General features: G+C 54.6%; 25 protein-coding genes and 1 riboswitch. Of the genes, 15 read left to right on the top strand and 10 right to left on the bottom strand.

What is annotated here, in order from left to right:
* The first annotated feature begins 132 nt into the window (after positions 1-132).
* On the top strand, positions 133-4,557 hold the full coding sequence (locus ACTQ34_RS00245; protein ID WP_441361959.1) for an S-layer homology domain-containing protein: 4,425 nt from the start codon (positions 133-135) through the stop codon (positions 4,555-4,557).
* 55 nt (positions 4,558-4,612) lie between these two features.
* On the opposite strand, the gene ACTQ34_RS00240 is transcribed toward ACTQ34_RS00245, so the two are convergent.
* The gene (locus ACTQ34_RS00240; RefSeq protein WP_441361958.1) at positions 4,613-5,803 is read right to left on the bottom strand and encodes an S-layer homology domain-containing protein; all 1,191 of its coding nucleotides are present in this window, start codon (positions 5,801-5,803) and stop codon (positions 4,613-4,615) included.
* Positions 5,804-5,942: 139 nt separating this feature from the next.
* Here ACTQ34_RS00240 and ACTQ34_RS00235 point away from each other — a divergent pair, with 139 nt between their 5' ends.
* From ACTQ34_RS00235 to ACTQ34_RS00210, 6 genes are all read left to right on the top strand, one after another.
* The gene (locus tag ACTQ34_RS00235) at positions 5,943-6,107 is read left to right on the top strand and encodes a hypothetical protein (RefSeq protein WP_441361957.1); all 165 of its coding nucleotides are present in this window, start codon (positions 5,943-5,945) and stop codon (positions 6,105-6,107) included.
* Between the two features lie 74 nt (positions 6,108-6,181).
* Positions 6,182-7,687 (top strand): recombinase family protein, encoded by a 1,506-nt coding sequence (locus ACTQ34_RS00230; RefSeq protein ID WP_441361956.1) that lies wholly within the window; start codon positions 6,182-6,184, stop codon positions 7,685-7,687.
* Positions 7,675-7,854, top strand: coding sequence for a hypothetical protein (locus ACTQ34_RS00225; protein WP_441361955.1), 180 nt, complete (start codon positions 7,675-7,677; stop codon positions 7,852-7,854). Before ACTQ34_RS00230 ends, ACTQ34_RS00225 begins: the two co-directional genes overlap by 13 nt.
* Before the next feature lie 213 nt (positions 7,855-8,067).
* Positions 8,068-8,625, top strand: a complete 558-nt coding sequence (locus ACTQ34_RS00220) for a TetR/AcrR family transcriptional regulator (protein WP_441361954.1) — start codon at positions 8,068-8,070, stop codon at positions 8,623-8,625.
* Positions 8,626-8,692: 67 nt separating this feature from the next.
* Positions 8,693-9,145 (top strand): hypothetical protein, encoded by a 453-nt coding sequence (locus ACTQ34_RS00215; RefSeq protein WP_441361953.1) that lies wholly within the window; start codon positions 8,693-8,695, stop codon positions 9,143-9,145.
* A gap of 3 nt (positions 9,146-9,148) precedes the next feature.
* Complete coding sequence (locus tag ACTQ34_RS00210; protein WP_441361952.1) at positions 9,149-9,814, top strand: hypothetical protein; 666 nt, start codon at positions 9,149-9,151, stop codon at positions 9,812-9,814.
* Between the two features lie 96 nt (positions 9,815-9,910).
* Here the strand turns inward: ACTQ34_RS00210 and ACTQ34_RS00205 are convergent, their stop codons facing one another.
* Both ACTQ34_RS00205 and sigK read right to left on the bottom strand, forming a co-directional pair.
* Complete coding sequence (locus ACTQ34_RS00205; RefSeq protein WP_441361951.1) at positions 9,911-10,639, bottom strand: FAD-dependent thymidylate synthase; 729 nt, start codon at positions 10,637-10,639, stop codon at positions 9,911-9,913.
* 161 nt (positions 10,640-10,800) lie between these two features.
* Positions 10,801-11,499, bottom strand: a complete 699-nt coding sequence (gene sigK, locus ACTQ34_RS00200; RefSeq protein ID WP_441361950.1) for an RNA polymerase sporulation sigma factor SigK — start codon at positions 11,497-11,499, stop codon at positions 10,801-10,803.
* A gap of 149 nt (positions 11,500-11,648) precedes the next feature.
* On the opposite strand from sigK, the gene yajC reads away from it, so the two are divergent.
* The 6 genes from yajC (at position 11,649) to ACTQ34_RS00170 (ending at position 15,270) form a co-directional block, all read left to right on the top strand.
* Complete coding sequence (gene yajC, locus ACTQ34_RS00195) at positions 11,649-11,981, top strand: preprotein translocase subunit YajC (RefSeq protein WP_441361949.1); 333 nt, start codon at positions 11,649-11,651, stop codon at positions 11,979-11,981.
* Between the two features lie 61 nt (positions 11,982-12,042).
* Entirely contained in the window at positions 12,043-12,456 is a 414-nt protein-coding gene (locus ACTQ34_RS00190; RefSeq protein ID WP_441361948.1) for a TIGR04086 family membrane protein, read from the top strand.
* A gap of 13 nt (positions 12,457-12,469) precedes the next feature.
* Complete coding sequence (gene scfA / locus ACTQ34_RS00185; RefSeq protein ID WP_078096990.1) at positions 12,470-12,613, top strand: six-cysteine ranthipeptide SCIFF; 144 nt, start codon at positions 12,470-12,472, stop codon at positions 12,611-12,613.
* Positions 12,614-12,695: 82 nt separating this feature from the next.
* A complete protein-coding gene (gene scfB / locus ACTQ34_RS00180; RefSeq protein ID WP_441361947.1) occupies positions 12,696-14,066 on the top strand; it encodes a thioether cross-link-forming SCIFF peptide maturase in 1,371 nt (456 codons plus the stop codon).
* 112 nt (positions 14,067-14,178) lie between these two features.
* Positions 14,179-14,670, top strand: a complete 492-nt coding sequence (locus tag ACTQ34_RS00175) for a hypothetical protein (RefSeq protein WP_441361946.1) — start codon at positions 14,179-14,181, stop codon at positions 14,668-14,670.
* Between the two features lie 60 nt (positions 14,671-14,730).
* Positions 14,731-15,270 (top strand): hypothetical protein, encoded by a 540-nt coding sequence (locus ACTQ34_RS00170; protein ID WP_441361945.1) that lies wholly within the window; start codon positions 14,731-14,733, stop codon positions 15,268-15,270.
* Between the two features lie 88 nt (positions 15,271-15,358).
* On the opposite strand, the gene thiH is transcribed toward ACTQ34_RS00170, so the two are convergent.
* From thiH to thiS, 4 genes are all read right to left on the bottom strand, one after another.
* Complete coding sequence (thiH, locus tag ACTQ34_RS00165; protein ID WP_441362091.1) at positions 15,359-16,549, bottom strand: 2-iminoacetate synthase ThiH; 1,191 nt, start codon at positions 16,547-16,549, stop codon at positions 15,359-15,361.
* Between the two features lie 222 nt (positions 16,550-16,771).
* Complete coding sequence (locus ACTQ34_RS00160) at positions 16,772-17,536, bottom strand: thiazole synthase (RefSeq protein WP_441361944.1); 765 nt, start codon at positions 17,534-17,536, stop codon at positions 16,772-16,774.
* A 33-nt stretch (positions 17,537-17,569) separates the two neighbouring features.
* Positions 17,570-18,205: a sulfur carrier protein ThiS adenylyltransferase ThiF gene (thiF, locus tag ACTQ34_RS00155; RefSeq protein WP_441361943.1), complete on the bottom strand. Its 636-nt coding sequence runs from the start codon at positions 18,203-18,205 to the stop codon at positions 17,570-17,572.
* Positions 18,206-18,209: 4 nt separating this feature from the next.
* Positions 18,210-18,404: a sulfur carrier protein ThiS gene (thiS, locus tag ACTQ34_RS00150; protein ID WP_441361942.1), complete on the bottom strand. Its 195-nt coding sequence runs from the start codon at positions 18,402-18,404 to the stop codon at positions 18,210-18,212.
* 67 nt (positions 18,405-18,471) lie between these two features.
* Positions 18,472-18,574: riboswitch (TPP riboswitch) on the bottom strand.
* 87 nt (positions 18,575-18,661) lie between these two features.
* On the opposite strand from thiS, the gene dinB reads away from it, so the two are divergent.
* The gene (dinB, locus tag ACTQ34_RS00145) at positions 18,662-19,891 is read left to right on the top strand and encodes a DNA polymerase IV (protein ID WP_441361941.1); all 1,230 of its coding nucleotides are present in this window, start codon (positions 18,662-18,664) and stop codon (positions 19,889-19,891) included.
* A 5-nt stretch (positions 19,892-19,896) separates the two neighbouring features.
* Here the strand turns inward: dinB and pdxR are convergent, their stop codons facing one another.
* The 3 genes from pdxR to ACTQ34_RS00130 all read right to left on the bottom strand — a co-directional run bounded on the left by pdxR (position 19,897) and on the right by ACTQ34_RS00130 (position 22,804).
* Positions 19,897-21,306 carry a MocR-like pyridoxine biosynthesis transcription factor PdxR gene (pdxR, locus tag ACTQ34_RS00140; protein WP_441361940.1) on the bottom strand — a complete coding sequence of 470 codons (1,410 nt, stop codon included), beginning with the start codon at positions 21,304-21,306 and terminating at the stop codon, positions 19,897-19,899.
* A 91-nt stretch (positions 21,307-21,397) separates the two neighbouring features.
* Positions 21,398-22,330, bottom strand: a complete 933-nt coding sequence (locus ACTQ34_RS00135) for an AEC family transporter (protein ID WP_441362090.1) — start codon at positions 22,328-22,330, stop codon at positions 21,398-21,400.
* A gap of 9 nt (positions 22,331-22,339) precedes the next feature.
* On the bottom strand, positions 22,340-22,804 hold the full coding sequence (locus ACTQ34_RS00130; RefSeq protein WP_441361939.1) for a MarR family winged helix-turn-helix transcriptional regulator: 465 nt from the start codon (positions 22,802-22,804) through the stop codon (positions 22,340-22,342).
* Between the two features lie 177 nt (positions 22,805-22,981).
* Here ACTQ34_RS00130 and ACTQ34_RS00125 point away from each other — a divergent pair, with 177 nt between their 5' ends.
* Positions 22,982-25,135 carry an ATP-dependent helicase gene (locus ACTQ34_RS00125; RefSeq protein WP_441361938.1) on the top strand — a complete coding sequence of 718 codons (2,154 nt, stop codon included), beginning with the start codon at positions 22,982-22,984 and terminating at the stop codon, positions 25,133-25,135.
* Positions 25,136-25,414: the final 279 nt, after the last annotated feature.

Raw genomic sequence — 25,414 nt, 5'->3', positions numbered from 1 at the left:
CCGTGTGGTTAGCCATGCGGTTTTGCTATTTATACGGGTTTTGCGAAGGAGGTGGTTCTCGTGTGTTGTTCAGCGCATGGGTTAGCCATGCGGTAAGTCAAAAACAAAATCAAAACGGAAAGGACTGAGAAAATGGCATTTTTGAAAAAACGCTTCAAGCGGGTGACCTCTATGGGGCTTGCGCTGCTGCTGGCGGTGTCGGCGTTCCCATCCGCGGCCTTTGCCGCGTCGGAAAGCACGCTGGCCGAGGTCACAGCCAAGTTTCTTGACGCGGAAAACGGCAAGGAGATCACCGCGCCGGAAACCTATCGTGTCACGCATGAAGAAAAGTCGCCGCAGGAGATTGAGAACTACACCTACGTCGATTACACGGAAAGTGTCGAGTACGTCTACTCGCACAAGGACCTGACCTATATCGTCGGCTACCCGGACGAAAGCGTTCGTGCAGACGCGCCCATGACCCGTGCGGAAGCCGCGACCGTGTTCTACCGCTTGTATGATGGCGAGTATCCGGCGTTCGAGCGCCGGATGTCCGGCAGCACATTTGAGGACGTACAAACCGGCCATTGGTTCTACAAGGAAGTGGAAACGCTGTACAACAGCGGCATTGTGGACGGCACGGGCGAACACAAATTTTCGCCGGACGCGCCGGTGACCCGCGCTGAGTTTGCGGTCATGGCTGCGCGCTTTGCCGGTCTGGATTATGAGGGCGGCAACGTCTTTGATGATGTTTCGGTCGGCCATTGGGCGTACAGCTATATCAATGCAGCAGCAAACGCTGGCTGGGTTCAGGGATACCCGGACGGCAGCTTCCGGCCGGACGAGCCGATCAGCCGTGCCGAGGTCGTGCGTCTGGTAAACGGCATGATTAACCGCAGCGTAACGCTGGACAAGCTGAAAGCGCTTGGTGTCAAATGCCCGTACAACGACTTGCCGGAAACCCATTGGGGCTATTGTGACCTGATGGAAGCGACGGTATCGCACAGTGCGGAGGAATGGCACGGCCTGTCTTACCGCGACGGCAAGTACAATATCATCATCGAGAAGTTTGTAGACGCCAGCGGTATGGAGCTTGCCGAGACCGTGACGACGGAAGGCAAGGCCGAGACTGCACCCAAGTCGATTCCGGCCTATGAGTACCGCGGCTATATTCGCACGGTGGTGTATCAGTACACGAACGGTGATGCGATTCCGTCCATCGAAAAGACGGCGAACGTGAAAACGGCGAATGTTGGTGACACTGTGACCTATACGGTCAAGTTGTCCAACAACAAAGCTGCTTCGTCCGCGTGGAAAGACGTCGTGCTGACCGACGCGCTGCCGGACGGCCTGACGTTCGTAGACAGCAGCGTGTATGTTGATGGTAAGTCCGCGGAGCACAGCTTCAAGGATGGCGTGCTGTCCGTGCCGGTGGGCGATATTGCCACCGGTCAGACGGTCACGGTGACCTTCAAAGCCAAGGTGAATGCGGATATGTACAATCAGACGATCTACAACACCGCTGTTGCTGAGGGCAAGAACGGCATTGTAAAAGACGAGGACGGCAACGCGACCGGCAAGTATGAGGACACGGACGACGGTGTGTATGTCAACAAGGGCGACACTGCGCCCTATGTCACCAAAGCAGCGGACAAGTCCGCTGCCAAGGTCGGGGATAAGCTGACCTACACGGTCACGCTTGGCAACGCGGAAAGTGCGGTCTATGAGATCGAAAACGCTGCCATGACCGATACGATTCCGGCCGGGCTGGATTTCGTGGACGGCAGCGTACAGCTTGATGGAGTGACAACGAAGTATTCTTTCGATCATGCAAGCCGCACCCTGACTGTGCCGCTGAACAAGATCGCTCTGGCGACGGAAAAGACGGTCACGTTTTCGGTGACGGCCAATGATGCCGCCTACGGCAAGACGATTTACAATACGGCAGTGCTTTCCGGCGATAATATCCCGGACACCGAGGGCAAGGACAACGGCGTTTTGGTGGGCGACGGCAAAGCCCGTCCCAGCATTGAAAAGACGGCAGACAAGTCCTTTGCCAGCGTGGGCGACAAGATCACCTACACGCTGACGCTGTCCAACAGCGAGACTGCGACCGTGCCGGTACAAAACGCGGTGGTGACCGATGTGCTCCCGGACGGTCTGACGTTTGAATACGGTTCGGTCATGGTAGATGGCAGTACGACCAGTTCGTACACCTATGAGCAAGGAAGCCGCTTGTTGACCGTCGAGGTTGGCAGCATCGACCCGGACGCCAGCCGTACAGTCTCTTTCGTGGCGACGGTGAACGAGGATGCCTATAACACCACAATCCAGAACCTTGCGACCCTGACCGCAGACAACACCGAGCCGGTGCAGGACAAGGACGATGGGGTTGTGGTCGCGGATGGCCGCACCGACCTGTCGGTTGTGAAAACAGTGAACCAATCCAGCGCCAAGGTGGGCGACAAGCTGACCTACACGGTGCAGGTGTCCAACGGTGCTGGCGCGCAGGTCAATATCCGGGATGCAGTAATGTGCGACACGATTCCGGATGGGCTAACCTTCTACGGCAACGTTACGGTGGACAGCTATGCGGCGGCCTATCAGTACGACAACGCCAGCGGCATGCTGACCGTCCCGCTGGACAGCATCGCACCCGGCCAGACCAAGACGGTCTGCTTTGATGTGCTGGTGAACAGCAACGCCTACGGTATGACGATCAAGAACACGGCGATTGCCAGCGGCAGCAACGCGCCCGATGCCGAAGCGACGGACGAGGGGGTTACCATCGAGCAAGGCCGCGCCGATGGCCGCGTGGGTGCCAAGTCGGCCAACAAGACGACGGCGCGCGTGGGCGAGACGATCACCTACACGATCACGCTGCAAAACGGCGCGCTGGCAACGGCGGACTGGATGGACGTGACCGTACTCGATGTGATTCCGGAGGGCGTGACCTTCGCAGGCAACGTACAGAAGGACGGGCAGGCCACCACAGAATATTCCTATGATGCCGCTCTGCGCACCTTGACGCTCACACCTTACGCGATCGCGCCGGACACGCAGGTGGTGTACACCTTTGATGTGACGGTGGATGAGGGTATGCAGGGCAAATTGATCGTCAATACGGCGGTACTGCATGATGGTGAAGATACCACGCCGCTGCCGGATGCGGGTGTGCAGATCGACGAGGGCGAAGCTGACCCGGTTGTGACTAAAACGGCCAGCGTGACCGAAGCAAATGTAGGCGACACAATCTCGTATGAGATCATCGTCAAGAACGGCGATCATGCGACTGCACCTTGGAAAAACGTCGTGGCGTATGACACGCTTCCGGCGGGTGTGAAGCTGGTTGGCAATGTGTATCTGGACGGTAAGGTTGCACTGCACAAGCTGAGCGGTAATGCGCTGTCTGTTTTGGTGGGCGACCTTGCGGCAGGCGAGAACATGACTGTAACCTTTGATGTACAGGTGCTTGATGAAGCGGCCGGAACGACGCTGCAAAACAGCGTGGTCGTATCCGGCGATAACGGCAGCGGCACGGCGACCGACGACGGCGTGACCGTCCCGGAGGTGGAGGCGCAAAACCCTACTGACCCCACCGGCTTTTATGTCACGAAAGACGCAGATAAGACGGTGGTGAATGTCAGCAAGGGTGCGGCCGACGAGCAGAAAACGGCGACTTTCACGATCAAGGTTGGCAACAACGGCAAGGAGACGTGGAAAAACGTTGTGCTGAAAGACACGCTGGATACGTCGGTGGTGACGCCTGTATTGCAGGATAACGTCTATGTGGACGGCGTACTGAACAATAAGTGGAGCCTTGCAGACAAGGTATTTACCTTGGAGCTGGGCGACATTGCGCCCGGTGCGTTCCACGAGGTCAAGCTGACCGTGCAGTTCAAAGCGGACGCGGGCGGCAAAACCTATGCCAACTACGCGACCGGTGCAGGCGATAACGGCAATGCGACCGGCCAGTCCCCGGAAATCGAGATCGTAAGCGCGGTGGATGAACCGGTGACAGATATTCATTACCAGCTATTCAACGGCTACGGCGACGGTAACTGGCGGCCAGACGATCGCATTTCCTTGCAGGAAGCATGCCTTGTGGCGTACCGCCTGATTGCCAACGGCGGCAACACTTGGCTGGAACGCGGCACGGTGATGGTACCGGACTATGCGTACACCATCCCGGAGGAAGCGAAGTATTTCGTGTCCATCGGTGTGCTGCCTGCCAGTGTGTTTGACACGACGCAAATGACCGAGGATACAGACTATGAAGTGAACTATGACATCACGAAAAATGGCTATCTTCGCATTTGGGCGACGGCGGCGCAGCTCAATGCGCTGGTGAAGTACGTCACGGGTACGAACGCCGGTGTGAGTGGCGATGTGTCCCGACTGACGTTTGCCAAGGTGATCTGCCAGCTCACCGGACGCGACACCAGCCCGGATACCATGGGTTACAGCGGCAATATTCAGTATTATCCGGATGTCACTTCGTCTGTCAATCTGGTGACCGAGGTCTCGCATGAGCATGACTATATGCTGGATGCAGACGGAAACGAATACTGGATTTAAGCGGTAGAACAATAGGAAAATCCCCCGTTTGCGAAAACGGGGGATTCCTCTTTTGTCAAAGATTGTTCAGTTCTTCGGCGGTAAGGATATTGAAAAGTTGGATAACGTAGATTTTTTGTCCGCGAACATAGGCGGATACAGCAGCAGTTTTGGAACGGGTGTTCAGCATGTTTTCCCTATGTCCGGTTGAAGCATACCACATATTTAGATTTTCTTGGGCATAGCCGGGAAGGATGGTCAATAGTGCGTTTTCGGTATTGCAGCCTTTGCCGACCGTGGCAAAAACACTGCCGTCCGGGCGCATGTGTGCATCATATAGTTTATCATCATAGGCGCCGACCAGTTCTTTTGACCGTATATCCGCCCATTCCTGTACTTGAAGGGAGTAGGCGAAGCGGTCTAAGCCGTTTTGCTCGCGCAGGTCATTGATGGCGTCAAAGGTGGCGTTGGATAGATCGTAATCCCAGTAACCGCCGTATTCGTCCACGGCAGAGTGCCCGGTTGGGCGTTGTTCTATTTCGTTTGTGACGATCTCGGCAGCACTTGTGTTTTCGCTGTTGGCGGTATCCTCCGGCTCGATATCCGGTATTGGCTGTTTGTCTGGTTCATTTGTGTTGATGTCATTTAGAACGGGTTCAGCGTTCATCAGCATTGTTGCCACTTCGGCACGGGTAGCGGTGTCCTGCGGGTTGATCTTACCGTTTGAACCGTTGATGATGCCTTTATTGACGCACCAGCTCACCGCTTGGGACGCATACCGCGATACGGTGTGGTAATCTGTGTAGTCGTAATATTTATCAGGAATGAAATCGGTGTTTGTATCGATGTGTAGACTTTGTGCGTAGGTGAACAGCATTTTTGCAATTTGCTCGCGCGTGACCGGCGTGTCCGGGAAAAACCGGCCGTTTCCGATGCCAGAAACGATACCTTCACCGTTCGCCCATGAGATATAAGGCGCATAGTAGGCGGTTGCTGGTACGTCTGAAAAGGACGTGCCGGTATGGCTTTCGGTGTCCACTTCTGCCAGACGGCCAAGTACGGTGACAAACATTCCCCGCGTCATGGGTTGGGACGGTGAAAATGTAGTTGCCGAAGTGCCGTTGAACAGGTTGTTTGAGACAGCATAGTTCACAGCATCGTAATACCAATCTTCAGGGTGGACATCTGTAAAACTCGTTAGGGCGGTAGCATGGATAGAACAAGCCATGGTTGCCGCACATAAAACGGAAACAAATCTCTTTTTCATCTAATCACCCGCTTATTTGTAACTATTACTATTGTAAAACAAAATGATGTTTGCGCCAATGGGTAATTCGCTTTTTTGACATGTACTGAAAAGAAAAGAAATATGCTAATAGAAACTATTTCTTTCAGGAGGAAAGCCCATGAATGTAGGATATGAGAGCACACAAAGGAAAGTACTTGTGGATGGCCTTCCTTTTACAATAGATAATCTTTCTCCTTGTTATCTCACAGAAGAACGTGAAATCATCAAAAAGGATATTGAAAACAAACTGTTTGATATTTTTTTCAAATACAATCAGGGATAGCATTGCTTTGTACTTGGCGGCCGCTTATAATTAAATCATAAGCAGCCCCGTTTCTATTGAAAAGGGGTACAACCGTGAAAATAGAAGCTATTTATACACGCCAGTCTGTCGATCGGATAGATAGCATTTCCGTGGAAAGTCAGGCAGAATATTGTGCAAGGGAGTTGATAGGAAACAACTATAAAATATATACCGATAAAGGATATAGTGGTAAAAACACGGACCGACCTGCCTTTCAGCAAATGATGCAAGACGTTGTTGCAGGAAGAATTGAGCGCGTTATTGTTTATCGGCTTGACCGTATCAGTCGCTCCGTCTTAGACTTTGCTAATGTGATTGATGTTTTCCAAAAATATTCTGTCAGTTTTTCCAGCACCATGGAGAAGTTTGATACTGCCTCCCCTATCGGTAAAGCAATGTTGATGATTGTAATGATTTTTGCCCAACTCGAAAGAGAAACCATACAGCAGCGTGTGATTGATGCTTATGCGTCCAGAAGTAAACGCGGATTCTATATGGGCGGGCGTATCCCCTATGGTTTTACGCTCAAAGAAATTACAATCGACGGTATTCGGACGCATTGCTATACTCCACTCGAAGTGGAAAGTACTGTCATCCGGCAAATCTTTTCATTGTATGCACAGCCGCAGGTTTCTTTGGGTGACGTTGTAGATTACCTAAAAGCACACAATATAAAGAACCGTAAGGGCGAGCCTTTTAATCGATCTCGAATACGGGACTTGATTGTAAACCCTGTATATGTAAAATCTGATTACAGTATTTACAGCTTCTTTAAAACACAAGGGGCAGAAATCATCAATCCGGCAGAGGATTTTATCGGTACAAACGGTGCATATCTGTATTCGGGCGATTCAACGAAACGGAAAACCGTTTCCCTGAGCGGGCATACATTGGTGCTTGCGCCACATGAGGGCGTTATTGATTCTGACATTTGGATTCAATGTCGTACAAAATGCTTGCATAATCAATCTGTTGCCAAACCAATGAAAGCACACCGAACATGGCTTGCGGGTAAACTCAAATGTGGTTGCTGCGGACACGCTCTTGTTGCTAAAGTACAGCCGCGTAAGCATAAGCCGGATGTACGCTATTACTTGTGTAGTTATAAATATGCTACCAAAGGTGATTGTACATTCGGTTCGTTGAGAGCGGACGATATAGATGCGTTGATTTATGAAGAAATGCGAAATAAACTTTCTGAATTTTCCGTTTTGTCAAAGAAACAACCGGAAACAAACCAAGGTGTTTGTCGTTTGCAATCGCAAATAAAGGAAGTCGATCAGGAAATACAGGCGCTTGTTCAGCAGGTTTCTTTGGCAAGCGCGGAGCTGATGAAGTACATCAATTTACGCATCACAGAACTTGAGCAACGAAAGAAAGACCTTTGTGCTCGTATATATGATCTGGAACATCAACCACAGGTAGATACACAGGAAATAACAGAATATTTGCAATGCTGGGATCAGCTATCAAACAGTGATAAAGTTTCCGTAGTAGATTGTTTAATTGAGTCTATTTATGCATCCAAAAATGGATTGAAAATCACTTGGAAAATATAACGGGGATTCCATTCCCTGTTGTGCGCTTCGGCGATGCGTTGCGTGTGGTACAGGATCATCTGGACAGCAAAAACTACTATGCATTCAACCCCGCGGTGGACCTGCGCAAATCTGCGCGCAAAACCACAGCGTCTGCGGAGACGGATACCGCCGCCACATCAGACTGACAGTGTATTCAGACGCAAAAACGCGGTGTGAAGATTAAATAGCGGCAGCGAGAAGGGTGCTGATGGAATCGTCAGCACCCTTTTTGACTGGAAAATGAGCGACAGCTGGCACACGGATAATTTGCTGAACGAATACGCTTTTTGTGCAGTATTTCGCTTGACATGCAGAGAGAGACAGACTATAATGAACAATGTTCATATTGAGGTGATGGAATGAATACAGTCGTAACATCCAAAGAAGAAATTCTGAAAACGAGCCGGGAACTGATGCAGCAGCAAGGATGGTCAGCGGTCAATATTCGCTCGGTCGCGGCGGCATGTGGTGTTTCGGTCGGGTCAATATACAATTATTTTTCCAGCAAAACAGAATTGGTCGGCGCTATTGTAGAAAGCGTTTGGTGCGAGATCTTCCATCGTCCGGAGGATGAGGCGGTATTTCAGGATATCCGGACATGTATTGCCTGGATGTATGAGCGCATGGAATATGGCTGCAAACGATATCCCGGTTTCTTTGCGATGCATTCGCTGGGCTTTATGCAGGAGGATAAACCGGATGGAAGGCGGCGGATGCAGCAAACCTGGCAGCATATTTTAGACGGATTGTGCGCGGTTTTGAAGCGGGATGTCAATATTCGGCCCGATGCCTTCGATGAACAGTTCACAGCCGAGAAGTTCGCAGATGTGCTGTTTTCCCTGATGCTGTCTGCATTGCAGCGGCAGGAATATGACTCCTCGGTCGTTTTGGAAATTGTTCGCAGGACGCTTTATTGATGAAACTCCACTCCGTCGAGTTTTTGTACGGAAAACTGAACCGTGTTCATAGGAAAGGAGACAAGATATGAAAGTGAAGCGCAATACACTGCTGCTCATTGCCTGCCTGGTATGGTGCGCAGCGGGATTTAATATTTTCCGTATCGGCGTTTTGGCCTACCCGGCGTATGTCACGGTATGGAATTTGCTGCTGTCTGTGCTGGTTTTCGCCATTTTTCAAAAGTTTATCTTTGGGAAACTGGTGCAGAAACATACGGCGCGGATCACTGGTTATGCAGAGGAGCGGCAGTTTTTCCTCAAGTTCTTTGACGGAAAGGCTTTCGGTATTATGGCGGTGATGATGACCGGAGGAATCGGTCTGCGGGTGTCCGGCATCGCGCCTGACCGGTTTATTGCCGTCTTTTACTCTGGACTCGGCGCCGCGCTGCTGCTGGCCGGCGTTTGGTTTGGCTGCAACTATGGCAAAGCAGCCTTGGCCGCTGTCAGGGTGCAGGAACGAGCGGAAGGAAAGGATGTGTAACACATGCAGGCAATTATGGAAACACTTTTTGATATTGTATATTTGTCTTTGGTTATCATCGTTGGGATTTTAATGATTCGGGGCAGTAAGGGTAACCGCCAGTTCCGTTTGTACGGATGGATGGCTGTCATATTGGGGAGCGGCGATGCCTTTCATCTGGTGCCGCGTGCGGTGGCTCTTTGCACGACAGGTCTGGAAAACTATACGGCTGCGCTGGGGCTTGGAAAGTGCGTCACTTCCATTACTATGACCATTTTCTATGTGCTGCTGTATCATGTCTGGCGGCAGCGGTATCAGGTTGCCGGACACGGTGGTTTAACGGCAGCGGTGTACGGTCTGGCGGGACTGCGCATTGTCCTGTGCCTGATGCCGCAGAATCAGTGGCTGCGCGCGGATGCGCCGCTCTCGTGGGGGATTTACCGGAACATTCCGTTTGCGCTTTTGGGGCTGCTGGTAATCGTACTGTTCTATCAGGCGGCAAAAAAGCATCAAGACCGTGCTTTCCGTTGGATGTGGCTGACCATCGTGCTGAGCTTTGCGTTCTATATTCCGGTGGTTTTGTGGGCCGATGTTGTGCCTGCGGTCGGGATGCTGATGATTCCCAAGACCTGCGCTTATGTATGGGCCGTACTGATGGGCTATTTCGCCATGAAGCAGGAGTGCCGATAGGGAAAAACAGAAAACGGCATAGCGAAAAGCTATGCCGTTGGTATCTAATATAATACTAGTTCTGGTGAGAGACGCCGTGGGGCGTCTCTTTTGCATTCAGTTGAGAATCTTCAGAAACAGATCCCGGTTAAACTGCTTGTGGAATTGCTCGATCTGGTCGGCAATACTCTCACAGCATTGCTTGACTTCGGGATTGGCCGTACCGTTGGCGTTGCGCTCTTTGAAAACATGTCCCCACTCGGTCAGGTCAATTTTGAAAATGAAGTTGCTCGGAATGCTCAGCATATATAGCCCGCGCTTGACGTCCGGGTTGTCCGCCATATCCTCCCGGATATACCCGTTGACCGCCTTGACGTATTTGACACCATCGTGCTCGATGGTCTGCGGCACCGCAAGGCCAAGCTCTTGCAAGGCAAGATCGGTGGGTAGGATTTTGTCCTGATACCATGCCGACATTTCATAGGAAAAGGAGGCCAGGCGCGTGCTCGAACGGATGATGCGGTTGTTAAATCGCTTGGCATGCGCGTCCCAGTCATCCTGACCGGCGCGGTGCAGTCCCTCAACGGTGACAGACATGTCGATAAACCGCAGCATGGTGGTATGTTTCCAGCCCCATTTGGTCAGCTTGTCCATCCAGTCCGCAAATTCGGAAAAAGCCTCGTCCTGTGTGCTGTCGTATTCCCGCAAGCCGCCGTCCGCACGCAGTACCGTGCGGCAAATTTCACGAATATGCAATTCCTTTTCGCGCGTCCATGAACGCTTGCTCATAAACATGGAAACAATTGCATCGTCGATACCCGAAATTTGGTTTAAATACGTTTTCATCGGTGTTCCCCTCACTTTTTTATGTTGATTATAGCATGTTTGCAATCGCGCCGCAATATCAGGCCGGAGAAATCCAAGCAAGGCGGGTCAAACCGATGCTGTGATTACGACACACCACAGCATCGGCTTGCAATCAAGCGGGGGGCATGCGCGCGGCGTAGCTATGCGTTTTCACGGAGTGCGTCGCGCAGCTTTTCCAGCGCTCGTTTTTCAATGCGGGATACATACGACCGCGAGATGCCGAAACGTTTGGCAATCTCGCGTTGCGGCAGCGGTGCGGGCATGCCGAGTCCGTACCGAAGCCGTATGATTTCCCTTTCGCGCGGGGAAAGCGATACGGCGAGCGCGCGGTGCATGGCAAGATAGCGGTCGTGTTCTTCCACTGCGGCAAGGCCGTCATCCTCGCAGCAAATGATGTCCTGCAAGGCCAGCGCATTGCCGTCGCCGTCGGTTTCGAGGGTGTCGGATAGCGATAATTCTCCCGCATTTTTCCGCTTTTGCCGGAAGTGCATCAATAACTCGTTTTGAATGCATTTGGAAGCATAGGTTGCCAGACGGATGCTCTTATCCGGGCGGAAGGTACTGACCGCTTTAATCAGTCCGATGGTGCCGATGGAAATCAAGTCATCCTGTTCGGCGCTGGAGGCGTAGTATTTCTTGACAATATGCGCCACCAGCCGCAGATTGTGCTCAATCAGCTGCTCTCGTGCTTTTTCGTCTCCTTCCTGCTGCATTTTTCGCAGCAGCTCGGCTTCTTTGTCCGGCGGCAGCGGCTTGGGGAACGACCCGTCCGCGCCCTGCACGCGCAGGACGAGAAAAAAGAATGCGCCGCCCAGCGCAAACAGGGCGGGAAACAGCATGCAAACGCACCTCACTTTTTTCAGGATACCGTTACGTTATGCATGTCGATGGCTGTCCTATGACGCAGAAAATAGGGCTTGTAATTTTGATGCGAATCCATTATAATATGGTAGTATTCATGGCAAAAATGCACGAGGAGGTGTAAGCAATGCCAGGTGCTCAGGAATACCTGACAGCGATAGGTCAATTCGCGCCGCTTGTTGTCCTGATCGTTTTGTTCTATTTTCTGATGATCCGTCCGCAGCGTAAGCGCGATAAGGCCGAACGCGAGATGCGCAGTTCGATTGATGTGGGCGATGAAATCTCCACGATCGGCGGTTTTATCGGCCGTGTTGTCAGCGTGAAGGATGATGTGCTGGTAATCGAAACGTCCAGCGATCGTACCAAGCTCAAGATTTACCGTTGGGCGATTCGCGGCAAGGAGGCTCCGGCGACGGAAACGGTCGAGGCGCCCAAGGATGCGGATAAGAACGCAAAGTAATAAACCGGTTTCTTGCCGAATAGGATAAAGCAAAATCATTCGGCGGGAGGATGCGTAAGTTATGAGAAAAACCAATGAAGGACCTTCGCCCGTCGGCGTGTTGCTGTCGGCGGCAGTGGTCGGCCTGCTGGCGACCTTGCTGCTGATGCTGGTTGGTGCGATTTTTGTGCATCGTCGAGTGCTGGCGGAACCGGCAATCGCGCCGTGCGCGCTAATCTTTTTAGCAGTCGGCTGTGCAATAGCGGCGCTTATTTCGGCAAAGCGCGCTCCGGGAGGAAAATTCCTGTGGGCGATGGGCGCCGGTATTCTGGTTTTTCTGATTCTGCTGTTGGTGAGCATTATTCCGCTCGCCCAGCCGATCGATGTTGTGCGTATGGCGGTCAGCCTGCTTTGTGCGCTGGCAGCTTCGGCGATCGGCGGCTTTGCCGGCGCCAATATGCGTAAACGGAAAAAATATCGTCATTTAAAAAAGTAGGAGGGAAATTTCCATGAAGCATGTTTCTACGCTGACCTCTGCAACCCTGAAGCAGACTGCAGCACACGGCGGCTGCGGCGAGTGCCAGACTTCCTGCCAGTCCGCGTGCAAGACCTCTTGCACCGTGGCCAACCAGAAGTGCGAGCACGCGAAGTAATCGCGGGTTTTATGAAGTCAATCGCAAGGCGTGCCGGTTGCGGCGCGCCTTGTTTGTTGCGTATCGGAGGAAGATTGAAGAAATGATTCATCGTTATCAAAAAAACGGTTTGAATTTTGTGCTGGACGTCAATTCGGGCGCAGTGCATGTGCTGGACGATATCAGCTATGCGGTGTCCGGCCTGATTGATGAGAATATGGCGGATACCTGCCCGCAGCAGATTGTGGACGAGCTTTCGCAGTATCCGGCGGACGAAGTGCGCGAGGCGTACAGCGAGCTGGCGGAGCTGAAAAAAGCGGGCCAGCTGTTCGCGCAGGATGATTACATCGATGTGAGCAAATATATTCCGGTCGGCGCACCGGTCAAGGCGCTGTGCCTGCATGTTGCGCATGACTGCAACCTGCGCTGCAAATACTGCTTTGCATCCACGGGTGACTTCGGTCAGGGCCGCAAGATCATGCCGCCGGAAATTGCCAGAAAGGCGATAGATTTTGTTATCGCGCGCTCGGGCAAGCGGCATAATATCGAGGTGGACTTCTTCGGCGGCGAGCCGCTCATGGCGTGGGATACGGTTGTGCAGACGGTGGATTATGCACGCAGCCTGGAGGAGAAATTCGATAAAAAGTTCCGCTTTACCATCACCACCAACGGTTTGCTGCTCGATGAGGACAAGCGCGCCTATATCAACGGAAATATGGACAACGTTGTGCTGTCGCTCGACGGCCGTCCCGGAGTCAACGACGAGTTCCGCAAGACTGTGTCGGGCGCGGGCAGTTACGATGTCATCGTGCCCAAGTTTAAGGCACTGGTTGATGCGCGCGACCCGAAGAAGGATTACTATGCACGCGGCACGTTCACCTCGCATAATCTGGACTTTGCCGACGATGTGGTGCACATTGCCGACGCGGGCTTTGACCGCCTGTCGGTTGAGCCGGTAACGGCGGATCCCGGTTGCGGCTACGATTTAACCGAAGCGGACCTGCCCAAAATTGAAGCGGAATACGATCGCCTGACCGAAATTATGCTTGAGCGTAGAAAGGCGGGCAAGCCGTTCTCGTTCTTCCATTTCATGGTGGATTTGGATCAGGGGCCATGCGTGGTCAAGCGTCTGCGCGGCTGCGGCGCAGGCTACGAATATGTGGCCGTTACGCCGGATGGCGATATCTATCCCTGTCATCAGTTTGTCGGCAAGGACGAGTTTAAGCAGGGCAGCGTGCTTGACCAGTCGTTCGATATGGACATTGCGGCCAAGTTTGCGGGCATGAACATTTATACCCGCCCGAAGTGCCAGAAGTGCTGGGCGAAGTTCTACTGTTCGGGCGGCTGCTCGGCGGCAAACTACAACATGAATCATGATATGAATGATTCTTATGACCTCGGCTGCGAAATGGAGCGTAAGCGATTAGAATGTGCAATTTATCTGAAAGCGGCGGAGAAAATTTGCGCAGATTAGTCATTGCTCCAAAAATGTATCAAGAAACCGTAAAAGTCGTTGCGGACACCTGCAAAGCTGCCGTATAATGACTACTGTATTTTCAATGTCCCTCTGTGAAGGAGATGATGATATGCCGCAGAACGTATTGGTGTCCGTGCTGGGTGAGGGGGAATATCTGCCCCATCTGGTTCGTGCCATTCTGGAAAAAGAGGTAATCCCTGCGCGCAACCTGTTTCTGTCCTCTAAAAATCAGGTGGCTTGTCAGGCGGCCGAGGGCTATGATGTGCGCATCTGTGAGGATGACCTTTCCGCTGTGATTAAAAGCGAAATCGTTTTGGTGACGGCGTCCAAGCGTGAAATGCCAACCCAGTTGGCCATGATCTCCAGCAGTTCGCAGAAGCGTTTGGTGGTGAGCGTGTGCGATAGCGAAAAGGTTGACTTGGCTTATCTGGCCGATCGCATTGCAGCCGCAACCGAGCTGATTGCCGCCGTGCTGCATCGGGACGAAAATGGAAAGCTGTACGCAACCTATGAGATCAGCCAGAAGGCACGCCTGTTCCTGCATCAGCCGTGCCGCGATTTGGTCAACGCCATGTGTGATCGGATCAATGAAATGGGCTGAGTTCTAAAACGGTCAAACCGGGAATATGCTGTATCATGACCTTCCACGAGGGGGAGACGGATGAATAAGCAGCATATTCTCGGTTTTTTTGATGATCTGGTGCGCACGCCCGCATTTCTTTTTCTGTGCGCGATGTTTTTGTGCGGTGCGGTCGCGGGCGGGCTGACCGGTCTGCGTGCCAGCGAAGGGGACAGTGCAGTGGAGCTGACGGTGTTTCTGGCGCAGCTGCCGGGACAGGCACTCAAAAGCGTGCTGTGTGCGCTGTTGTGGATCGTGCTTGCGCCGTTGTGCGCGCTGCTGCGGCCTGCACCGCTGTTCCTATCCGCGGTGGTCGCCGCACGCGGCTTTGTGCTCGCGTTGACGATGGCGGTCGGGCTGGGGCAGGAGGAAGGAGCACTGCTGTCCCTCGGCATGGCGGCATTGCCCGCGATGCTGGGCGTGCCAGCGCTGCTCGCTGCCTGCTCAATGGTGTGGCAGAGCGGGGAGGCAATGGGACGGTATTCGCTGCGCGCCTGCCGCGCACCGTTTGCGGTGTGCCTGTTGCTGGCGGCAGCGGGCGCGCTGCTGCGCGTGACCTTCGCCTTGCTGTGGAACATATAACAAGAGCCGGACGCAGATGCGTCCGGCTCTTGTTCACTTGGCTGGGCAAAGCTGCGGGGAGAGAAAAGCCGCGCTTGCCGAGGGATTGTCATACATACAGATAGTCCGCCATGACAGGCTGCAAGCCGCGGGACTGAATGGCCTGATAAACCTCGTCGACCGAGCGGCTGTCCGAAATCTCAAACTGCTCATCGCCCTTGTCCTCGCCCGAGTGGCCGCCGATGCCGACATCCACGCCAGCGGAAATCTTGGTCGCGGCGATGCCGATAATGTGGTCACGGAAGCCTGCGCGCTCACGTGTTGAGATGGTGATGGATGCGAACGGCATGAAGATACGGTAGGCGCATACAACCTGTAATAGCTGTGGTTCATGCACATCCTTAGGATTGATTTTGTCATTGTTGATAATCGGGCGCAGACGCGGGCAGGAGAAGGCAATCTCCGCATGCGGATACTTGCGCTGGAGGAGATAGGCGTGCAGACCGGTTGCAAAGGCGTCCTTGCGGAAGTCGGAAAGGCCCAGAAGCGCCGCAAAGCCCACGCCGCGCATACCGCCCATCAGGGCGCGCTCCTGCGCGTTTAGGCGATAAGGGAAAATGCGCTTGTGTCCGCCAAGATGTAGGGTCTGATACTTATCCGCATCATAGGTCTCCTGAAACACGGTGACGTAATCTACGCCGCACTCGTGCAGATAGGCGTATTCGTCGACGTTGAGCGGATAGATTTCAATGCCGATAACGCGGAAGTACTTGCGCGCGAGCTTGACCGCTTCGCCGATGTATTCCACCGGCGACATCGTGCGGCTCTCGCCGGTCAGCAGCAGGATTTCCTGCAGGCCGGTTGCGGCGATAGCCTGAAGCTCCTGCTCGACTTCATCCATGTCGAGCTTGGCGCGGCGGATTTTGTTGTGGCAGTTGAAGCCGCAGTAGATACAGTAGTTTTCGCAATAGTTGGCGATGTACAGCGGAGTGAACATCTGCACCGAGTTGCCGAAATGCTTGCGCGTCTCCATCTGTGCGCGCTGCGCCATCTGTTCAAGGAAGGGCGCGGCAGCAGGGGAGAGCAGCGCGGCGAAGTCCTCGGGCTGGAGCACATCGCGGTTTAAAGCGCGCTGTACGTCGGCGGCGGTGTAACGCTCTGCATCGTAGGCGTTCATGCGGGCGATAACCTCGTCCTGGATTTCCGAGCCGATGTTGTCCATGCCCGGCTGGTAGGCCATGTGGTCGGTTTCGGCGGTGATATATTTTGCGGAGATGGCCTCGGTTTTGGTTTGTTGCATCATCATTATCCTTTCCTGTTTTGTGCTGCCTTTCAGACAGCGGGAGGCATGCCGCTGCGCGCGGCGGGCGCACAAAAAGGAGACAACCTGCGGTTTTCCCCTTCTTGTGAATCAACCCTTTTCCCTTGAGGGCGCGCTGCGCGCGCAGAGCAGGGTTCCGGTTTGCGCTTGCCGCCCGGTTTGCTGGTTAGAACAGCAAGGGCGGCTGCCGCCCCGGGGGCGTCAGTCGCGCAAAAAACCGGTCAGCGGGGAGGATGCCGAGGCGCTCTCGCGCACGCGGCCGAGTCCTGCCAGATACGCCGTGCGTCCGGCCTCAATTGCCTTTTTGAATGCTTCTGCCATCGCCGGAATATCGCCCGCCGTGGCGATTGCGGTATTGGCCATCACAGCCGCCGCGCCCATTTCCATCGCTTCGCACGCCTGCGAGGGACGGCCGATGCCGGCGTCTACGATAATCGGCAAGTCGATTTCGTCAATCAGGATTTGGATGAACTCGCGTGTAGCAAGTCCCTTGTTGGTACCAATGGGTGCGCCGAGCGGCATCACACAGGCCGCGCCCGCGCTGACCAAGTCGCGCGCAACGTTTAGGTCGGGATACATGTACGGCATGACGACAAAACCCTCTTTTGCGAGGATTTCGGTTGCACGGATGGTTTCCTGATTGTCCGGCAGCAGGTATTTGCTGTCGCGCATGATTTCGATTTTGACAAAGTCGCCGCAGCCGACTTCGCGCGAGAGACGTGCGATACGCACCGCTTCGTCCGCGTTGCGCGCCCCCGAGGTATTGGGCAGCAGAGTAACGCCCTTCGGGATATAGTCAAGGATGTTCGCTGTGCCACCTTCGTTGGCGCGGCGCAGCGCGAGCGTGATAATCTGTGCGCCTGCATTGTGTACGGCGGCGTTGATTAAATCGAGCGAATATTTGCCTGAGCCTAGAATAAAGCGGGAGGTGAATTCGTGTCCGCCCAGAATCAGCTTATCTTCCATTGTTTTTTCTCTCCTTCTTATCATATCTTATGCTCATGGTTCGGTATATCCAAGCAGCAGTCGCAGCACCATAGTCGCTTGCTGCGCAGCGCAGACGGCGACACGCGGCGCCATCAGGCCAATACCGTTCGCAATGTCACTTGTTCCGTCGCCGCAGACGTAAAGCCGACCGAAGCGGCGCTCGGTGTGCATCAGGTTGGCTGAACCGCAGCCCGCCATGCCGCTGCCCGAAACAATAGGCGTGTCCGGCAAACGCTCCAGCAGTGTTTCAATCAGCATGGCCTTCTGGTCCGCGCGGTCGAACGCTTCGCAGACCACATCGCAGTCTGCAAACAGGGGCGCGGCATTGGCCGGAATGACGCGCTCGGTGTGCGGTTCGTATTGCAGATAGGGGTTGATGGCTTCCAGTTGTTCGAGCAGCGCCAGCGTTTTGGGAATACCGATGTCCTTCATCGTGTAGTGCTGCCGGTTGAGGTTGCTGATTTCCACCGTGTCGAAATCCACCAGCACCAGCCGTCCTACCCCCAGCCGCGCCAGATGCACGGCGATGTTGGAGCCAAGTCCGCCCAGTCCCGCGATGCCGACCGTAGCATGGTCGAGCTTTTGCTGGATGTCCGCGCCGTGCCGCTCGACGAGCGCGGCGTGCAGTTCTTCTTTGGTCAAATGCATGATTTCAGCCTCCGCCGACAAACTGTACAATTTCAATTGTATCGTCCTCGTGCAGTTCCTCTTGTGCAAAGCGTGCGCGCGGCACAATTTGTCCATTGCGCTCGACCGCGACGCGCTGCGGGTCGTGTCCGCGCTGCTCCAGAAGAGACAGCACAGTCATACCTGGGGAACAGGTGCATACTTCGCCGTTTATCTTCATAAAATCCCTTCTTTCAGGCAATAAAAATACCCCGGTTCCACCATGCGGTAAAACCGGGGCATTGAGTTTTTGCGATGCGACAGCTTCCCTACGATGGTGCTAACCAACAGGTTCAAAAGGTTAGGCTCTCGCCCTCTCAGCCGCTCATCACGGCACCCTTGCTTGCAAATCCAGTATAGACCAGTGAAAAGTGGTTGTCAAGGCGCAAATTCTCTGCTACAATAAAAGAAAACAAATGTTCGATGGGAGGGGATGCCGTGGAGCGCACGATTTTGCACTGTGACTGCAATTCGTTTTACGCATCGGTCGAGACGCTGCTTGACCCGACGCTGGCGGAAGGACCGAGTGCGGTCTGCGGCGACCCGGAGAGCCGCCACGGTATCATCCTTGCCAAAAACGAAAAGGCCAAGGCATTCGGTGTGCAGACGGCGGAAACCATCTGGCAGGCAAAACGCAAATGTCCTGATTTGCGGTTGGTACCACCGCACCGCGAGGAATACGTCAAGTATTCGCGCCGCTGCAACGAGCTGTACCTGCAATATACCGATTTGGTCGACCCATTCGGCATTGATGAATCCTTTCTCGACGTGACCGGCTCGATGCACCTGTTCGGTACGGGTGAGCAGATTGCGGATGAACTGCGCCGCCGTATGCGAGAGGAAATTGGGCTGACGATTTCGGTCGGCGTGTCATTCAACCGCGCGTTCGCCAAGCTGGGCAGCGACTACAAAAAGCCGGACGCAACGACCGTCTTTTCGCGCGAGAACTTCCGGGAGCGCGTCTGGCCGCTGCCGGTCAATACGCTGCTGTATGTTGGCAGGCGTGCCGCGGCGCGGCTCGACGGACTGGGTGTGCATACGATTGGCGACTTAGCCGCGTGTGAGCCTGCATTTGTGCACGGCATTTTCGGCAAGCAGGGGGATATGCTGCTGCGCTATGCCCGCGGTGAGGACGATGAGCCGGTGCGTTCGTTTTATGCCGAGCGTGAGGTCAAGAGCGTGGGAAACGGCATGACCTTTGCGCACAATCTTCTGGGCGAAGAGGCGTGCCGCATGGGATTGACCGTGCTGTGTGATAACGTCGGCCGCCGCCTGCGGGCGCGCGGGATGGTGTGCCAGACCGTGCAGATTGGCATCCGCGACCCGGAGTTTCACAACCGTTCACGGCAGATGACGCTGGCGCAGCCGACCAACTCCACCCGCGTGCTGTTCGAGACATCGCTTGCGCTGCTGCGCGCGCATTGGCCGATGGACAAGCCGGTGCGGCTGCTGTCGGTTACGGCGGCCAACCTGCTGTCGGAGAATCAGGCTTGTGAACAGCTTTCCCTGTTTGACAGTCCGCAGCAGACACAGACGCGGCAAAAGCAGCGTGAGCTGGATAAGACCGTGGACGCATTGCGGCAGCGGTTTGGAAACCACTCGGTCATTTTTGCAAATTCTGTTTATAAACCAAAAGAAAATAAGAAAAAAGATGAAAAAGAGCCATGAAAAAATCATGGCTCTTTTTTTGTCCATGCCTGACGCAGCAGTGCTGCGGCCTGGTCGATTTGCGTCTCAGTCATACCGGCGTAACCGAGCACCAGCGTCGCCTTGGGCGGTTGAACCGGCGGCGTGTAATAAGCGGACAGGCCGTACACTCGTACACCGACGGCCGCAGCCCGTTCCATCAGCTCACGTTCCAGCATGCCGTTTCGCATATGCAGCAGCAGGTGCAGGCCTGCTTCCGAGCGGGACACCTCATGCGGGAGGTCGGCCAGTTCCCGTGCAAGCGCCGCCAGAAGCGCATCGCGCCGCGCCTGATATACCTTGCGGCTACGGCTGATGTGCCGCTCAAAGGCGCCGGTGCGCAGAAAGGCTGCAAGTGTGTGCTGCTCGAAACTCGGTACGGTCGAGGAGTAGAGCGAGAACCGCTCACGGTAGCGCGCCATCAGCGCGTCCGGCAGCACCAGATAGCCGATACGCAGGCCGGGTGCAAGGCTTTTGGCAAAGGTGTTGACGTAGACCACCCGTCCTGCACGGTCAAGCTCGCCCAGAGCGGGGATGGGACGCGAGGCATAGCGGAATTCGCTGTCGTAGTCGTCCTCAATGATATAGCGGTCGGGCGCAGCGGACGCCCAGCGCAAAATTTCCAGTCGCCGTGCGGCGGGCATGACCGTGCCGAGCGGGAAATGATGCGAGGGGGTCAGGTACACGACTGATGCGTCGGATGCCGTCAGTGCGTCCGCGCGCAGACCGCTTTTGTCCAGCGGCAGGGGACGTACCGCTGCGCCGCCCGCGGCGAAAATCTGGTATAGCTTGCGGTAGCCTGGATTTTCCAGCCCATATACCCGGTCGCGCCCCAAAAGCTGGATGACCAGCTGCATGAGATATTCCGAGCCGGCGCCCACCAGAATGTTGTCGGGTAAAACGTTGATGCCGCGGAAGTCATATAAATAGCGCGCGATTTGCTCGCGCAGTTCGAGTGCACCACAGGGGTCGGTCGCGCGCAGCAGGCGGTCGGAATATTCGCTCAGCACGCTGCGGCTGAGCCGCGCCCATGTGGAGAACGGAAAACAGCCGTTGTCCACAATATTGGTGCGGAAGTCGTAAAGATAGTGCTTTTCTTCTGCGGGAGGCGGCTGTACTGCGGCGCGGGGTGCTTGCGTCTGCGCGGGCACGGCCAGTTGCCGCTGCACAAAGTAGCCGCGCCGCGGCGCAGAGGCGAGATATCCTTCAGCCAGCAGCTGGCCATAGGCGGTTTCGACCGTGATTTGGCTGACATGCAGGTTGGCGGCGAGCTGGCGCTTGCTGGGCAGCCGGTCGCCGCCTGCCAGTGCGCCCGACATGATATCCGCGCGCACCGCACGGTATAGCTGTTCGTACAGCGGGGTCTTGCTGTGCGGGTCAAGATGATAGGTGAGCATGATGCATTCCTCCGTGATGGGGCAAGCGAGAGAGAAAAATCCCTCCAAACTGGCATTGCTGTTTTTACAATACCAGTATGGAGGGATAATGTCAAATCAAACCTGCCGTGCGCAGGATAAACAGGATGGCGGTCAGCGTAATTGCGCTCAGCGCCGTGCTGAGTACGACGATGGACGCAGCCAGCACATGGTCGCCGCCCATATTTTTGGCCATGACATAGCCGGATACTGTGCTCGGCGCGCCGCACAGGATGACCAGTGCGACCATCGCCTGGTCGCGGAAGCCCATCCATGCCGCAATGGGCAGGAAAATAACCGGCAGCAGAATCAGCTTGATAAAGGTTGCGGCGCACGTCGGTGCAAGTTTTTTGATGGCCTTGGCGCCTTCAAAGCCTGCGCCGATGCTGATGAGTGCGACCGGCGTGGCGCAGGAGGCCAGCATATCCAGCCCCTTGGACAACATGGGCGGGAAATCCACTTGCAGCAGCGAAAACGGCAGGCCTGCCAGAATACCCAGAATGATTGGATTGGTGATGATGCCGCCCAGTGTGCGCGACACGATGCCCTTGCGCTGGGCATTTTTGGCGTCCGGCGCGGTGACGGTCAGCACCAGCACGGAAAAGATGTTGTACAGCGGTACGCTTGCGACAATCATCAGCGGTACCAGACCCGCGTCTCCGTACAGGTTTTGCACGAATGCTACGCCCAGAATCGCCTGTGAGCCGCGAAACGCACCTTGTGTGAACGCACCAACCATGCTTTTATCCGGCAGCAGCTTTGCCGCGCCGAACCAGATAGCGAAAAAGTAAACTACCGTGACGCCTGCGCAGAACAGGAAAAACCGAAGGTCGAACTGCTCGGTGATGCGTCCTGCTGCAATGTCGCGGAACAGCAGAACGGGCAGCAGTACCTTGAACGAAAGTCGGTCGAGGTCGGCTAGCGTCTGCTGCGAAAAAAATGCCGGCCGCGCAGCACACGGCCCAGCAAAATGATTGCAAAAATAGGGACGGTTGCGTTGAGGCAGAAAATCAGATTATCCGTTGTATTCCCCTCCCATGGCGGACTCCTCCTGCCGGAAGAAATCCTGCAATTTTTCCAGACTTTGCGCGAGTACTGCCGCCTGTTCGGGCGACAGTGTTTCCATCACGGACGCAATCATGCGCTCGTGGAACGCCTTGTGATATTCATAGGCAGCGCGGCCTTTTGGCGTAAGTGTGATGTTGACTACGCGCCGGTCGGTGCTGCTGCGTGCGCGGCTGACCAGCTCCTTCGCCTCCAACTTATCGCAGGCGACCGTCAGCGTGGCGAGCGTGACGCCGATGGACCGGGCGACCTCGCTCATACGTACCGGCTCCATCGCGCCGATTTTTTCGATGATATGAATTTCGGTAATCGAGATGGCGCTGCCCAGACCGCCCGCCATGGCGCGTTCCTCAATTTTGTTGATGCGGCCGAATACATCGACCAGAAAGGAGTTGAGCTGTTCCGCGCTGGCCATATCCGCACCGCCTTTCTGATAATTCGCTAAGCTAACCTAAATATTAGCATAGCTAAGTGAAAAAAGCAACAAAAAGCCGTCTGCTTCGACAGCAGTACGGTTTTGCTTTTTCTGTTGAGTGCGGCGGCAATTCATTGTATAATGAAGAAAACAAATGTTCTATAAAGGAGTGGGGACGTGATGGATTTGCTGCAAGGGCTCAATCAGGCGCAGCGGGAGGCGGTCACCGCGACGGAGGGCTTTGTGCGCGTGATTGCGGGGGCCGGTTCGGGTAAGACCCGCGCGCTGACCCATCGGTTCGCCTATCTGGTGTGTGAGCTGGGGATTCTGCCGGGGAATATTCTGTGCGTCACCTTTACAAACAAAGCGGCGGCCGAGATGCGGCAGCGCATCCATCAGCTGACCGGAGATAACGACACCGGCTTTATCAACACCTTTCACGGCTTCTGCGTTTCGGTTTTGCAGGAGGACAGCTATGCGGTGCAGTATCCCAAGAACTTTCTGGTGCTGGACAACACGGATATCGATGCGATGCTGCAAATCATCTATGAAGAACGTGGATTGACGCTGCGCAACATGACCTTTTCCGATGCGCGGGATATGATTGAGATACGCAAGCTGTTCAAGGACCCGACGTATTACGAGGACATGATTACCTTGCCGCTGGATACCTTGCGGGAGAAGTACGAGCGGGCGACCTCCACCACGGACATCATTTTCTACGGCTATCTGTATCAGGAGAAAAAGTGTTTCGGGCTGGATTACAATGATTTAATCAAGTTTTCGCTGTATATCTTTCATGAGCATGCGGATATTCGCCGCAAGTGGCAGCAGCGGCTGGAATACATCATGATTGACGAATTTCAAGACATCGACCAGCTGCAATATGAGCTGATGGAGGTGCTCTGCGGATATCACAAAAACCTGTTTATCGTAGGTGACCCCGACCAGACAATTTACACCTGGCGCGGCGCGAACGTCAAATACCTGCTGGACTTTGACAAAGCGTTTCCGGGTACGAAAACCATTATGATGATGCAGAATTACCGCTCCACACCACAGATTTTGGCGGCTGCGAACGCCCTGGTTGACAAAAATCAACATCGTATGAAAAAGGCGCTGCTGGCCACACTGCCGGACGGCATGCCGGTCCTGTGTCATTTCGCGCAGACGCAGGAGGCGGAAGCCGAGTGGATGGCGGAGGAGATGCAGCGTCTGCACGAGGAGGGGACGGCGTACCGGGACATGGCGGTGCTGTATCGGGCGCATTATGTAACGCGCGCGGTGGAGGAAGTGCTGCTGCGGGAAAAAATTCCGTATACCATTTACAGCGGCGTACAGTTTTTCAGCCGCATGGAAATTAAGGATGCGCTCAGCTATCTGCGCATGATTGTCTATCAGGATGATTTGTCCTTCCGGCGCATTGCCAATGTACCCAAGCGCAATTTGGGCAAGCGTCGCATGGCCTTTTTGCAGGAGTATGCGGAGCAGCACGGCTGCACGTTGTATCGCGCCTTGCAGGACAATATCGAGGATGCGCTGTTCAAGGGCACGCGCGCACGGCAGTTTGTGTCGCTTGTGCAGTCCTTTGCCGAGGGATATGAGGGACGGCCCGTGTCCGAGGTTTTGTCGGCGGTGCTGAACGCAAGCGGCTATGAGGCCATGCTGCGCACCGAAGGCAGTCAGGAGCGGCTGGATAATCTTGCGGAGCTAAAGCAGTCGGTATATCTGTATGAAACCACCTGTGGCGAGGAGTGTACGCTCGAGCATTACCTGTCCCATGTGGCGCTGCTGACCAACAGCGACACCGCGGAGCAGGGGGACAAGGTCAAACTTATGACCGTGCATGCCGCCAAGGGGCTGGAATTTCCCTATGTTTTTTTGTGCGGCATGAACGAGGGGATTTTTCCTTCGCGTAAGGTACGCACGCTGCCGGGCATGGAGGAGGAACGCAGGCTGGCGTTCGTAGCACTTACGCGTGCGGAGCGGCGGCTCTATCTGTCCGAGGCGGATGGGCGTAACTTTGACGGTTCGCCGCGGTATCCGTCGCGGTTTGTGCTGGATATCGGCCGCGACGGCATGGCTTTCACCCATCCACCGCAGGAAGGGCTGATCCGCGAAACAGAGGACTATATCGCGGCTACGCAGCGCTTTTTCCCGGCGCAGGACAGCGATACCGTGTTTCCGGTTGGCCAGCGGGTCAAACACCTGCTGTTTGGCGAGGGAACCGTGCTCGAAGTGGATAGGGACAACGGAGCGCATCTGGTGCAGTTTGACGATATGCCAACTCCGCGCAAAATCTCCTTCCGTGCAAAATTGGAACGGTGCTGACGGATTGCACGCGGCACAGATGGAAAAGGCTTGTTTTCTTTGGAAAACAAGCCTTTAGTTTGCAGCAGGGCGCCGTCAAGGAGAAAGTAAAAAGCAAATATTTATTAGCATTAAAAATATATGTCTGTGCCAAGATAAAACAAAAAAGCCACTTTTGGTTTGAATGGAACGGAAAGCGGCAATAGAAGCGGTAAATCTTGATGGACTATGCTCTCGCTAAACATGTGGTGCTTGCGTGGCAGGAGATTCACGAACTTTACACCAACTCTACACTTACAG

Source organism: Agathobaculum sp. LCP25S3_E8, assembly GCF_052117165.1.
Classification (GTDB): Bacteria; Bacillota; Clostridia; order Oscillospirales; family Butyricicoccaceae; genus Agathobaculum.
The sequence above is the reverse complement of the archived record's forward strand: the minus strand, read 5'-3'. Positions and strand labels throughout refer to the sequence as shown.